The 12,990-nt window shown below is 61.5% G+C and carries 11 protein-coding genes; 4 read left to right on the top strand and 7 right to left on the bottom strand.

The window, feature by feature from the left end:
- Nucleotides 1-118 precede the first annotated feature (118 nt).
- Nucleotides 119-1,228, top strand: coding sequence for a YeeE/YedE thiosulfate transporter family protein (locus BN4575_RS11340; RefSeq protein ID WP_176716432.1), 1,110 nt, complete (start codon nucleotides 119-121; stop codon nucleotides 1,226-1,228).
- Between the two features lie 79 nt (nucleotides 1,229-1,307).
- On the opposite strand, the gene ompA is transcribed toward BN4575_RS11340, so the two are convergent.
- Together ompA and BN4575_RS11330 are read right to left on the bottom strand one after the other, a co-directional pair.
- Nucleotides 1,308-2,402 carry a porin OmpA gene (ompA, locus tag BN4575_RS11335; protein ID WP_068978251.1) on the bottom strand — a complete coding sequence of 365 codons (1,095 nt, stop codon included), beginning with the start codon at nucleotides 2,400-2,402 and terminating at the stop codon, nucleotides 1,308-1,310.
- Between the two features lie 124 nt (nucleotides 2,403-2,526).
- Nucleotides 2,527-3,093, bottom strand: coding sequence for a TetR/AcrR family transcriptional regulator (locus tag BN4575_RS11330; protein ID WP_068978250.1), 567 nt, complete (start codon nucleotides 3,091-3,093; stop codon nucleotides 2,527-2,529).
- 76 nt (nucleotides 3,094-3,169) lie between these two features.
- On the opposite strand from BN4575_RS11330, the gene BN4575_RS11325 reads away from it, so the two are divergent.
- Nucleotides 3,170-3,622: an HPP family protein gene (locus BN4575_RS11325; protein ID WP_068978304.1), complete on the top strand. Its 453-nt coding sequence runs from the start codon at nucleotides 3,170-3,172 to the stop codon at nucleotides 3,620-3,622.
- A 44-nt stretch (nucleotides 3,623-3,666) separates the two neighbouring features.
- Here the strand turns inward: BN4575_RS11325 and ilvA are convergent, their stop codons facing one another.
- From ilvA to ilvG, 5 genes are all read right to left on the bottom strand, one after another.
- The gene (ilvA, locus tag BN4575_RS11320) at nucleotides 3,667-5,187 is read right to left on the bottom strand and encodes a threonine ammonia-lyase, biosynthetic (protein ID WP_068978249.1); all 1,521 of its coding nucleotides are present in this window, start codon (nucleotides 5,185-5,187) and stop codon (nucleotides 3,667-3,669) included.
- Between the two features lie 3 nt (nucleotides 5,188-5,190).
- Nucleotides 5,191-7,032 (bottom strand): dihydroxy-acid dehydratase, encoded by a 1,842-nt coding sequence (gene ilvD, locus BN4575_RS11315; RefSeq protein WP_068978248.1) that lies wholly within the window; start codon nucleotides 7,030-7,032, stop codon nucleotides 5,191-5,193.
- 144 nt (nucleotides 7,033-7,176) lie between these two features.
- Nucleotides 7,177-8,121 carry a branched-chain amino acid transaminase gene (locus tag BN4575_RS11310; protein ID WP_068978247.1) on the bottom strand — a complete coding sequence of 315 codons (945 nt, stop codon included), beginning with the start codon at nucleotides 8,119-8,121 and terminating at the stop codon, nucleotides 7,177-7,179.
- A 12-nt stretch (nucleotides 8,122-8,133) separates the two neighbouring features.
- Nucleotides 8,134-8,412 carry an acetolactate synthase 2 small subunit gene (gene ilvM, locus BN4575_RS11305; protein WP_005342011.1) on the bottom strand — a complete coding sequence of 93 codons (279 nt, stop codon included), beginning with the start codon at nucleotides 8,410-8,412 and terminating at the stop codon, nucleotides 8,134-8,136.
- Nucleotides 8,409-10,055, bottom strand: a complete 1,647-nt coding sequence (ilvG, locus tag BN4575_RS11300; protein WP_068978246.1) for an acetolactate synthase 2 catalytic subunit — start codon at nucleotides 10,053-10,055, stop codon at nucleotides 8,409-8,411. The genes ilvM and ilvG overlap by 4 nt, the downstream gene beginning before the upstream one ends.
- 384 nt (nucleotides 10,056-10,439) lie before the next feature.
- Here ilvG and BN4575_RS11295 point away from each other — a divergent pair, with 384 nt between their 5' ends.
- Nucleotides 10,440-11,954 carry a YifB family Mg chelatase-like AAA ATPase gene (locus BN4575_RS11295; protein WP_068978245.1) on the top strand — a complete coding sequence of 505 codons (1,515 nt, stop codon included), beginning with the start codon at nucleotides 10,440-10,442 and terminating at the stop codon, nucleotides 11,952-11,954.
- A 136-nt stretch (nucleotides 11,955-12,090) separates the two neighbouring features.
- Nucleotides 12,091-12,990, top strand: coding sequence for an acyltransferase (locus BN4575_RS11290; protein WP_068978244.1), 900 nt, complete (start codon nucleotides 12,091-12,093; stop codon nucleotides 12,988-12,990).

The following is a 12,990-nucleotide window of genomic DNA, read 5'->3' as shown; positions in this document are numbered from 1 at the left end:
GGCGCTGACGGGAGTCAGCGCCGCCATTTTCCGCTGCGTTAGCAAAATGGGTAGCATTGGACTCCATGAGGGAATAGGATCCGCCCCTCTAAAAAACCAACTACAAGGATCAACAGACATGAATCGAAAATGGTCGCTCCCCATCGTGGCACTCGCGGGGGGAGCGTTACTCTGGCTTGGCAACACCTTTGGTATGAAATGGGCTCTGATGGCCCTGATCGGATTCGGCTTCGGCTTCACCCTCTCCTTCAGCCGCTTCGGCATCGTGTTCGGTTGGCGCGAAATGCTGACCAAGCGCAACAGTTACTATGTGCGGGTTCACCTGCTCACCATCGCCATCGAAATTCTGCTGTTCACCTGTTTCCTCTCCTTTAATCACGCCCTGTTTGGCGATGCCATGGTGGGCAACGTGATGGCTATCGGCATTCCTTTCATCGTCGGAGCCTTCCTGTTCGGCATCGGCATGCAGCTGGCAGGCGTCTGCGCCACCGGTACTCTCTACTGCTGTGGCGAGGGGCAACCCCGCTTCTGGCTGGTGCTGATCTGCTACGGCATCGGCACCCTCATCAGCAACCAGTTCCGGCCTGAACTGACCGCCACCTTCTCCAGTCATGTGGTATTGGCCAAAGACCTGACCGGCAATATCTGGAGCGGCATGCTGCTCAACCTGGCGCTGGTCGCCGTGCTGTTCATGCTGTTTCGCAACAGCGAACTCAAGCGCACCGGCGAGCTCAAGCCTCTCTTCAGCGGTGGCAATCTGTTCTGGCGCGATGGCCGCTTCACCGTGCTGACCGGCGGCATCATCATCGCCCTGCTCAACTCGGCCGTGGTCGCCCTACACGGCTCGGCCTGGACCATCACCGGCGCCGTCTATGACATGGCGCTGCGCGGCGCCTCCCTGTTTGGCCTGTTCGAGGGGAACCCGAAACTGGCCCAGCCGCTCTTTATCAACCCCATGGTCGGCATGTTCTGGCTCGGCATTCTGGGGGCCATGCTGGCGCGCTGCCTGAGCGGTGGCGGCAACTTCGCCCCGATGCGGCTCGGCAACAGTCTGGCATCCATCATTGGCGGCCTGCTGATGGGGATGGGGGCCATGTACGCCGCCTGCAACCTCGGCGGCTTCTTCGATGGCACAGCGTCTGGCAGCCTGCACGGCTGGGTCTGGATGTTGATGGCACTGGCAGGCAGCCTGATCGGCATTCGCCTGCGCCCGCTGTTTGGGCTCTGACACGCGACATCGCAAGCACACCATAGAAAACGGGAGGCCTGGCCTCCCGTTGTTGCATCTATCGATCCCGTCGCTCTGCTTATTGGACTGGCTGGGAGACCCCTTCCAGATTGATCTCCACCCGGCGATCCGGTGCCAGACAGGCGATCAGCTCCTGCTTGGAGCGGCTGGCACAGTTGCTACCAGTGACCGGATTGGCCTTGCCACGACCCTCGACCCGCACCTTGTCGGCATACAAGCCTTTGGAGACCAGATAGCTGGCCACGCTCTGGGCCCGTTTTTCGGAGAGGGCCAGGTTGTAGTTGTCGGAGCCGATGCGGTCGGTATAACCGATGACAGTCGCGACGCCATCCTTCGGATTGGCCGCCACAATCTGGCTGAACAGGGCGTCGAGCGCCTGATTGGCCGAAGGCTTCAGGGTCGCCTTATTGAACTCGAACAGCACATCGGAGCTCAGACTGAAGGTCTTGGGCTCAACCACCGCTACCGGAGCAGGTTCAACGGCTAGTGCTGGCGCCGGTGTGGCAACCTCGCCACCTTGCTGGCCGAAGCGATAGAGCATGCCAAACGAGATCAGGCCGTTGTCCAGCTCGATGCCGGAACGATCGAGAGACGCATCGCCGAGCGGCGTGGTGTACTGATACTCCAGACGGGCGGCCCAGTCACGATCGATGGCGTATTCAGCACCCAGCGCCCCCACGAAGGCAGCCCCATGCTTCTTGCCAGTCTCGCTGATATTAGCGATGCTGATCTCGCTATCCGTCCAGGCATAGGCGCCGCCCAGTCGGCCATAAAGATCGAGCACGTTCGTTGCCGGGAAGCTGATCTTCATGGTGGCCTGAATCATCTGGCTCTTGGCTTCTGCATTTAGGGCTGTACTACCACTGCCCCCTTTCAACTCATATTTGCCCAACCAGTCATAACCCAGCTCAAAACCAAGATTCGGATTAAGTTGATAGCCCGCAAATGCTCCCAACCCCAGATCGTCGGTGTTCTCGCTATTGTTACCTACCGCACTGAAGGCATTGGCTATATCCTGGTTTTTGTCCACCCCGTAGTAGTTCGACCAACCGGCCTTGCCACCGACATACCAGGTATTGTCCTGAGCGGCGGCCTGCACGGCTCCGGCCGCCAGCAAACCACTGACCAATACGGCAAGCATGGATTTATTCATATTTTCGCCTCTGCAATAAGTCGTTATGGGCGCCTGAGTGCGCACTCTCCCTGTGTGAAGCCGTCAGGCAGCTTCCCGCATTCCAGAGTATCCCATCCGAACGCAGCCTCAAATGACCAGCAGCTCAGGAGTGTGAAGCGGCCTGCATTATCGCGCCATCGTCGGCCAAAATGGTCTTTGCCAGCGTTCTGGCCTGCTCCAGAGCCAGCGGCTGCTGATAGCTGTGAGCCATCACAATCGCCCCCTCCAGCAGCAAGCAAAGCGCGGTCGCCTGAGCCAGAGTGCATTCGAGCTGGTTCATCACCCAGCTCAGCAACGCCTGCTTGTGCGCCATCACCAGCTTGCGCACCGGATGGCGCGGCTCGGCAAACTCGGCGCTGGCGTTGATGAAGTTGCAGCCATAGAAATCAGTGCGGCCAAACCACTCTGCGAACCCATCGAACAACCCCTGCAGGCGAGCTTCACGTCCGCTCACACCGGCCAGCCGCTGGTCAAGCAGGGCGAAGAACTCCCGGTCACGCGCGCGCAGCACCTCCTCAATCAAGGCGTCCTTGGTCGGGAAGTGGCGATAGAGGGTGCGCTTGGTGCTGCCCGCCTCGGCCCAGATGCGATCTATGCCGGTGGCATGGAAGCCATGACGGTTGAACAGACGGTAGGCCGTCGCCACCAGCTGTTGACGCTTCTCGCTCATTATTTGCCTCTTGAAGTACACCGATCTGTCTACCTAATGTGCCTAATCAGTGCTGGCAAACCAAGAGGAAAACATGATGACGAAATGGTATGGCCCGTTATGGGCAGGCGTGGGCGCCGCACTCACCATCGGCATATTGGAATGGCTCAATCTGAGCTGGCAGGTGGCGCTGATAATGGCACCTTTCGGAGCCAGCTGCGTGTTGCTGTTTTCCCTGCCCGATAGTCCGCTGGCGCGCCCCAAAAACGTGCTGGGTGGTCACCTGCTGACGGCCAGCATCGGGCTGGTCATCGGCTTGCTTCCCCTCCCCGCTGAAGTGCAGATGGCCCTGGCAACCGGGCTGGCCATCGCCCTGATGCAGGGACTGAATGTCATCCACCCTCCGGCAGGCGCCAATCCCTTGCTGATCCTGATGACAGGACAAGAGCCGGCGTTCCTGTGGCAGACGGTACTGCCCGGTACTCTGCTGCTGATGGCGCTGGCCTACGGATTTCAATGGCTCAGACGAAGGTGGCTAGCAACAGCCTGAAAAACAGAGGGAGGCCAACGCCTCCCTCCTTCTTCATCGCGCCATCAACTGGCCAGAAACAGCCGGTAGGCGGGGTCGTCACTCACCTCTTTCCAACGGTAGCCAATCTCCCGCAGATAGTCGTGGAAGGCGACAACGTCCTCGTCCGGCAGCTCGAAGGCGCAGAGCACCCGACCGTAGTCGGCGCCGTGGTTGCGGTAGTGGAATAGGCTGATGTTCCAGCGACAACCCAGGGTCTCGAGAAAGCGCATCAGGGCGCCCGGTTGCTCCGGGAACTTGAAGCTGTAGAGACGCTCGCCCAAAGGCCGGGCCGGGCGGCCGCCAATCATGTAACGCACGTGATTCTTGGCAAGCTCGCTCTCGGTCATGTTGACCACCGGATAGCCGTTGCCGCCGAGCTGATCGATGATCTGGCCCAGCTCCTGGTCGCCACCGGTGAGACGCACCGAGACGAACAGCGAAGCTTGAGCGGCATCCGAGTAGCGGTAGTTGAACTCGGTCACCATGCGGGGCCCAAGCTGACGGCAGAAGTCGAGGAAGGCCCCCTTGCGCTCGGGGATGGTCACCGCCAGCATGCCCTCACGCTTCTCGCCGATCTCGCAACGCTCCGACACGTAGCGCAGGCTGTGAAAGTTGACGTTGGCACCCGACAGAATGGCCGCCATCCGCCCCCCTTTGACCTGCTCCCGCTCGCTGTAGGCTTTCAACCCCGCCAGCGACAGGGCGCCCGAGGGTTCGGCGATGGCGCGGCAGTCATCGAAGATGTCTTTCAGCGCGGCGCAGATCTGATCGTTGGAGACGGTCACCACCTCGTCCAGATACTGGTTGCACAGGCGGAAGGTCTCCTCGCCGATGCGCCTGACTGCCACCCCGTCGGCAAACAGCGAGACCCGATCCAGATTGACCGGCTCGCCCGCCGCCATGGCCGCCTTGAGGCAGGCAGACCCTTCAGCTTCCACCCCGATCACCTTCACATCCGGCAGCAGCTGCTTGATGTAAACCGCCACCCCGGCGGCCAGACCGCCGCCGCCCACCGGCACGAAGACGTGGGTGAGGTGAATGTCCTGATCCAGCAGCTCCTTGCCGATGGTGCCCTGCCCGGCGATCACCTCGACATCGTCGAATGGAGGGATCAGGGTGTAACCCTCCTGCTCGGCGAGGCGGCGGCTCTCGGCATAGGCTTCATCGAAGCTGTTGCCAAACAGCATGACGTTACCGCCCTGACGGCGCACCGCATCGATCTTGATGTCCGGCGTAGTGTTGGGCATCACTATGATCGCCTTGATGCCGAGCTTGGCCGCCGACAGGGCGACTCCCTGCGCATGGTTACCGGCAGAGGCGGCGATAACGCCGTGATCCTTCTGCTCCTGGGTCAGAGTGGCAATCTTGTGGTAGGCGCCGCGCAGCTTGAAGGAGTGGACCGGTTGCAGATCCTCCCGCTTCAAACTGACATGGTTGCCGAGCCGCTCGGAGAGTTTTTTCAACGTTTGCAACGGGGTCACCCGCGCCGCCTCATAGACGGGGGAGAGCAACACCTTGCGCAGATAATCAGCCGCTGAGACCATGGTTTACTCCTCCAGCTTGCTGCGGTCACGCACCGCGCCCTTGTCAGCGCTGGTGGCGAGCATGGCGTAGGCGCGCAGGGCAAAGGAGACCTGACGCTGGCGATCGAGCGGCTTCCAGCCACGAGCTTCCACGGCAACACGGCGGGCGGCCAGCACGCTGTCGGCCACCTCCAGCACCATGCTGCGGGCCGGGATATTGATACTGATGATGTCGCCATCCTCCACCAGACCGATAGTGCCGCCAGAGGCAGCCTCCGGCGAGACGTGGCCGATAGAGAGACCCGAGGTACCACCGGAGAAGCGGCCATCGGTGATCAGGGCGCACTGCTTGCCCAATCCCATGGATTTCAGATAAGTGGTGGGGTAGAGCATCTCCTGCATGCCCGGGCCCCCTTTTGGCCCTTCGTAGCGGATCACCACCACCTCACCGGCCTTGACCGTGCCGTCCAGAATACCGGCGACCGCCGTGTCCTGACTCTCGAACACCCGGGCCGGGCCGCGGAAGGTGAGGTTCTCGTCATCCACCCCGGCGGTCTTGACGATCGCACCATCAAGGGCCAGATTGCCGGAAAGTACCGCAAGGCCCCCTTCCAGACTGTAAGCGTGCTCCAGCGAGCGGATGCACCCCCCGGCGCGATCCACATCCAGCTCGTCCCAACGGCAATTCTGGCTGAAGGCCTTGGTGGTGCGGATACCAGCTGGCCCGGCGCGGTAGAAATCCACCACCGCCTGACTCGGCTGACGGCTGACATCATATTCATCGAGCTGCTCGGCCAGCGAACAACCCAGCACGGTGCGGGTATCGCCGTGCACCAGACCCGCCTTCTCCAGCTGACCCAAAATGGCGACTACGCCACCGGCGCGGTGCACATCTTCCATATGGTACTTCTGGGTAGAAGGCGCCACCTTGCACAGCTGCGGCACCTTGCGGGACATGCGGTCGATATCGGCCATGGTGAAGTCGACACCGGCCTCTTGTGCCGCCGCCAGCAGGTGCAGCACGGTATTGGTGGAGCCGCCCATGGCGATATCCAGTGCCATGGCATTCTCGAACGCCGCCTTGGTGGCGATATTGCGCGGCAGGGCGCTCTCGTCATCTTGCTCATACCAGCGCTTGGCCAGGGTCACGATGCGCTGACCCGCCAGCTTGAACAGCTGCTCGCGATCGCTGTGGGTCGCCAGCATGGAGCCGTTGCCTGGCTGGGAGAGACCAAGCGCCTCGGTCAGACAGTTCATGGAGTTGGCGGTAAACATGCCGGAGCAGGAGCCACAGGTGGGGCAAGCGCTGCGCTCGATCTGATCGCTCTGGGCGTCGGAGACCTTGGGATCGGCACCCTGGATCATGGCGTCCACCAGATCCAGCTTGATGATCTGATCCGACAGCTTGGTCTTGCCCGCTTCCATCGGGCCGCCGGAGACGAAAATAACCGGGATATTGATACGCAGGGCGGCCATCAGCATCCCCGGGGTGATTTTGTCGCAGTTGGAGATGCAGACCATGGCGTCGGCGCAGTGGGCGTTGACCATGTACTCCACCGAGTCGGCGATCAGCTCCCGCGACGGCAGGGAGTAGAGCATGCCGCCGTGGCCCATGGCGATGCCGTCATCCACGGCGATGGTGTTAAACTCCTTGGCAACGCCGCCCGCGGCTTCGATCTCCCGCGCCACCAGCTGGCCCAGATCCTTGAGGTGGACGTGACCCGGCACGAACTGGGTGAAGGAGTTGACCACTGCGATAATGGGTTTGCCGAAATCCTGATCGGTCATTCCGGTGGCACGCCACAGGGCGCGGGCCCCGGCCATGTTACGTCCGTGGGTGGTGGTGGCGGATCTCAACTTCGGCATTGTCTCTACTCCCTGAATGCCCATATGGGCTCGATGCGTTATGCGGTGATGATACGAGTGGATCGGAATCGACCCTGGTGAAGACTCCTCTAGGAAGCTCTCACCGGAAGCGACTCGGGGAAGCATGACGCCTCCCCTCTCTTATCAGTCGTTGACTGGCGTCAGCCAGCCCCACTTGTCTTCGGTCTGGCCGTTGAACAGGCCAAAGAAGGCGCTCTGCAGTTGCTCGGTCACCGGACCACGGCTGCCAGCGCCCACCTTCATCCGATCGACCGAGCGCACCGGGGTCACTTCGGCGGCGGTGCCGGTCATAAAGATCTCGTCCGCCACATAGAGCGCCTCGCGGGGCAGCGCCTGCTCGCGCACCTCGTAACCCAGCTCTCGTGCCAGCGTCATGATAGTGTCGCGGGTGATGCCGGGCAGGATGGCGGCGGTAGCGGGCGGGGTGAACAGCACGCCGTTCTTCACCAGAAACAGGTTCTCCCCCGCCCCTTCGCTCAGGTAGCCGTTCACATCCAGCGCCAGCCCCTCGGCGAAGCCGTTGCGTTTGGCCTCGCGGCTGATCAGCTGGGAAGATAGGTAGTTGCCGCCCGCCTTGGCGCCGGTGGGAATGGTGTTGGGGGCGAGCCGGTTCCATGAGGTGACGCAGACATCCACCCCGTTCTTCAGCCCCTCTTCTCCCAGATAGGCGCCCCACGGCAGGGCCGCCACCATCAGGTCAGCCTTGGCATCCAGCGGCGGATGCAGCCCCAGCCCCACGTTGCCGACAAAGGCCAGCGGGCGCAGATAGCCGCTCTTCAGGCCGTTCTCGCGCACCACGGTGCGGCAGGCTTCATTGACCTCGGACTCGCTGTAAGGCACGTCCATCCAGTAGATCTTGGCGGAGTCGAACAGGCGACGGGTGTGCTCCTGCAGGCGGAAGATGCAGGTCCCTTTGGGGGTATCGTAGGCGCGCACACCCTCGAACACCGAGGAGCCGTAGTGCAGGGCGTGGCTCATGACGTGCACCTGGGCATCTTGCCAGGGCACCAGTGTACCGTTGAACCAGATGTATTGCGGGTGAGTGGCGGATTGGGAAGGCTGTGACATTGGCTTTGCTCCTTAAGCTCTGATCCGGGGTTGCTGTTCCAGTGCATCGACCCGGGAGACGTCCACCAGCTTCACCAGCTGGCTCCACAACTGCTGGATAGGACGCACCGACTCGACAGTAACCGTGATCCGCAGCTGTTGGCAATCCTGCTCCATATTCAATGCGCAGAGATTGAAGCCGCGGTGACGCACCACCCGCAGCACCCGCTCCATCACTTCGGGTCTGGGCTGGGCGTGGATATGCAGGGTGTGTTGTGCAAATGCTGGCTGTGCAAGGGTGTGCGGGTTCATGGGCGTTGCTCCATCATCTTGTGGTTGGCGACTCCCGGCGGAACCAGGGGCCAGACGTTTTCTTCCTCTGAAATAGCCACATGCAACAGATAGGCGCTCTCGCTTGCCAGCAGGCGATCGAGGGCACCGGCTATCTGCTCCTTGCATGTGATGGTCTCGCCCGGAATGCCGAAGGCGGCAGCCAGGGCGACGAAATCGGGGTTGTCGGAGAGGATGGTCTCGCTGTAGCGGCCGTCGAAGAACAGCTCCTGCCACTGGCGCACCATGCCGAGGCGCTGGTTGTCCAGCAGCACCATCTTCACCTTGAGCTGGGCACGGCGGATGGTGCCGAGCTCCTGCACGTTCATCATGAAAGAGCCGTCACCGCTCACCAGCACCACTTCATCTTCAGGGCGTGACATCTTGGCGCCGATGGCGGCGGGCAGACCGAAGCCCATGGTGCCGAGACCGGCGCTGGAGAGGTGGTTACGCGGGCTGGTGAAGCGCATGTGCTGGGCGACCCACATCTGGTGCTGACCCACGTCGCAGGCCACCACGCTGCTCTCCGGCAGCTGGGCGGAGAGCTGCTTGAGTAGCGCCGGGGCATAGATGGCCTGACCCGGATGGTCGTAGCGAAACGCATATTCGCGAGCCATGTTCGCGCAATGCTCACGCCACGGCCCGATGTCGAGAGTCATGGCAAGGGCGGGCAACACCCGCTTGAGATCCGTGGTGATCCCCACCTCGGCGGCGCGGCGCTTGCCGAACTCGGCAGCATCCACATCGAGATGGATGACCTTGGCCTCGGGGGCGAACTCCTCCAGCTTGCCGGTCACCCTGTCATCGAAACGGGCGCCCACCACCAGCAGCAAGTCGCACTGCTGCACCGCATAGTTGGCCGCCTTGGTGCCGTGCATGCCGAGCATGCCGAGGTAGACCGCGCTATCGGGGTCGAGCGCGCCAATCCCCTTGAGGGTGGTGACCGCAGGCATGCCGGTGACGGCGGCAAAGTCGCGCAACTGCTGCTCGGCATTGGCCATGCCCACCCCGCCACCAACGTAGAGCACCGGGCGCTCGGCAGCAGCGATCAGGGTGCGGGCGGCCGTCAGTTCGGTCGGGTTAAGGTGCTCAGGCTCTTCCACCGCAAACAGCGGGCTCTGGGCCAGCACGGCAGCAAGTTGCACATCCTTGGGGAAGTCGATCAGCACCGGACCCGGGCGCCCTTCGCTGGCGATGACAAAGGCTTCGGCGATGACCCGCGGCAGATCGGCGGCATCGGTCACCATGAAGGAGTGCTTGGTGCAGGAGAGGGACATGCCGAGCACATCGACCTCCTGAAACGCATCGGTACCGATGGCGGAACAGGGCACCTGACCGCTGATGGCCACCAGCGGCACAGAATCGAGCAGCGCCTCCGCCAGACCGGTCACCAGATTGGTGGCGCCGGGGCCGGAGGTGGCGATACAGACCCCCACCTGACCGGAGGCGCGGGCATAACCGACCGCAGCCATGGCGGCGCCCTGCTCGTGGCGGCAGAGCTGATGGGCCAGACCACCGTCATACAGGGCATCGTAGACCGGCATGATGGCCCCACCCGGGTAACCAAACACCTGGGTCACACCCTGTTTCTTGAGAGCCTGTACCAAAAACTGCGCGCCGTTCATGTGGAGAATCCTGTCCTTTGGTCGAAAAAAAACCCCCGAGCTGTGAGGCTCGGGGGTCGCTTGTTTCGTTCTGTCCGGTGGTGGGTCTATCCCTTGTTCCGTGCAGCTAAACGAGCCCCGAGCGGTGAGATAATAATCACCACTAGGACCACAATAATGCTGACGAAACGGGAGGCCATGTTCATAGTTACAACCGGAAATCCTGTGAAATTGGGGCGATTTGCACCGCGAATGGCTATTAGAACTAGCACGGTGATTTTTATTGGGCAAGGATTTTTTCTGTGACAACCCACTGATTTTGGCTATTCCCCAGCCGGAACTCTGGAATAAAAAACCAACAACAAGCAGTTAGTCAGAACATATATCAACTCAAGGATGGGATTTATGTCATTAGCTGTGGTTTATAGCCGTGCCAGCCTCGGGATCGCGGCCCCGCAAGTTACAGTGGAAGTTCACCTCTCCAACGGCCTGCCCGCCTTCAACATGGTCGGTTTGCCAGAAACCTCGGTGAAGGAGTCGCGGGATCGGGTGCGCAGCGCCCTGCTCAACGGCAATTTCGAGTTCCCGAGCAAACACATCACAGTCAATCTGGCGCCCGCCGATCTGCCCAAGGAGGGCGGCCGTTTCGATCTGGCCATCGCCATCGGCATTCTCGCTGCTTCCAAGCAGATACCGGCAAAATACCTGCTCGATCATGAATTTTTGGGGGAGTTGGCCCTGACCGGCGAGATCCGCCCCGTGCTCGGGGTGCTGCCTGCCGTGCTCGCCTGCCGCGATGCGGGACGCACCCTGCTGGTGCCACGAGAGAACGGGCCGGAAGCCTCTCTCATTCAGGATGCCGAGGTGCGCACCGCCCATCAGCTGCTGGCCGTCACCGCCTGGCTGGCAGGTCAGTACGAGCTGCCACTGCCGGATCCCCAAAGCGCAGACAGTCTGCCCGACGTGCCGGATCTGCAGGATGTGATCGGCCAGTCACAGGCCAAGCGGGCGCTGGAGATTGCCGCCGCCGGCAGTCACAACCTGCTATTCATCGGCCCGCCCGGCACCGGCAAGAGCATGCTGGCCAGCCGCCTGCCCGGCATTCTGCCGCCACTCAGCGAGCAGGAGGCGCAGCAGACCGCCGCCATCCACTCCATCGGTGGCCTCACCCCGCGCGCCGGTCACTGGCACCACAGACCCTATCGCACGCCCCATCACAGTGCCTCGGCGGTAGCGCTGGTGGGCGGTGGCAGCCACCCGCGCCCCGGCGAAATTTCGCTGGCCCATAACGGCGTGCTGTTTCTCGACGAACTGCCCGAATTCGAGCGCAAGGTGCTCGACTCCCTGCGCGAGCCACTGGAGACGGGCCACATCACCATCAGCCGGGCCGCCCGTCAGGTGGATTTTCCCGCCCGCTTCCAGCTGGTGGGCGCCATGAACCCCAGCCCCTGCGGACACTATGGCGACGGCCAGACCCGCTCCAGCCCGGATCAGATCCTGCGCTACCTCGGCAAACTCTCCGGCCCCTTTCTCGACCGCTTCGATCTGACGGTGGAGGTGCCACTGCTGCCCAAGGGGAGCCTGACCGGCAAGGCTGAGCGGGGAGAGTCGAGCCAGCAGATCCGCGATCGGGTACTGGCGGCGCGGGAGCGCATGCTTGGCCGTAACGGCAAACTCAACAATCTGCTGGATAGTCGCGAGATAGAGGATATTTGCCGACTATCGCCACAGGATGCCGAATTTTTGGAAAATGCGATCCAGAAGCTGGGGCTCAGCATCCGGGCCTGGCACCGCATTTTGCGGGTGTCGCGCACCATCGCCGATCTGGCAGGGCAACCGGCTATCGGCAAGGAGCATCTCATCGAGGCGCTCGGTTATCGCGCCATGGATCGGCTGCTGTCGCGGCTACGTAACGGCTGAATCTGCAAGATGGCGAAACGAGGGTTTCCTGCTGCCAAACGCCCTCTGCATGGTCTAGCGCGCCGTCGGCTGATATTATGGCCACAGATCTGACCACTTGATGGCCCTTTATCGACAGCAAGACGGACCCTTACTCATGCCCAACAAGCTGACAGAGCGACTGCGCGGCAGCCTCTCCACCCTGCTCTATTTTTTCAATACCCTCTTCTGGTTTGTCCCCATCTTCTTGCTGGGTTTACTCAAGCTGCCGCTACCGTTCAAGGGGTGGCGAACCCTCTGCAACACCCTGCTGGATGGCTGCGCCAGCTGCTGGATCGGTTTCAACAATCTGATCCAGAAAACCATCATCCAGACCCCTTTCGAGGTGGTCGGAGTGGACAAAGGGCACCGGAATGAGTGGTATATGGTGATTGCCAACCATCAATCCTGGGTCGACATACTGGTATTGCAGCGGGTTTTTAACCAAAAAATCCCCTTCCTGAAGTTTTTTCTCAAGAAAGAGCTGATTTGGGTACCTTTTCTCGGGCTGGCATGGTGGGCGCTCGACTTCCCCTTTATGCGGCGATATTCCCGTAAATTTCTGGAAAAAAGGCCACATCTGAAGGGAAAGGACATAGAAACAACGCGCCAGGCCTGTGCCAAATTCCGCCACATTCCGGTGAGTGTGATGAACTTTGTCGAAGGCACCCGTTTCACCGGCAGCAAGCATCAGAAGCAGGGCTCGCCCTATCGCCACTTGCTGCTCCCGAAAGCGGGGGGCATCGCCTTCACACTGGCGGCCATGGGTGACCAGTTGCAGCAACTGGTGGATGTCACCATCGCCTATCCGGACGGCATTCCCAGCTACTGGGACTTCATGTGCGGCCGGGTCGGGCAAATCAAGGTTCAGGTCCGCTATTTGCCGATCGACCGCAAGCTGGTGGGGGATTACTTCAATGACCCCGAGTTCCAACAAGAGTTTCAACAGTGGTTGAACGGGATCTGGCACGAGAAGGACCAGACCCTGAGCCAACTGCTGGCAACCAAGGCGCAGTAA

Source organism: Aeromonas sp. EERV15, assembly GCF_900079845.1.
Taxonomy (GTDB): Bacteria; Pseudomonadota; Gammaproteobacteria; order Enterobacterales; family Aeromonadaceae; genus Aeromonas; species Aeromonas sobria.
Note: the sequence above shows the minus strand (reverse complement) of the source record. Positions and strands in the feature narration are given on the sequence as shown.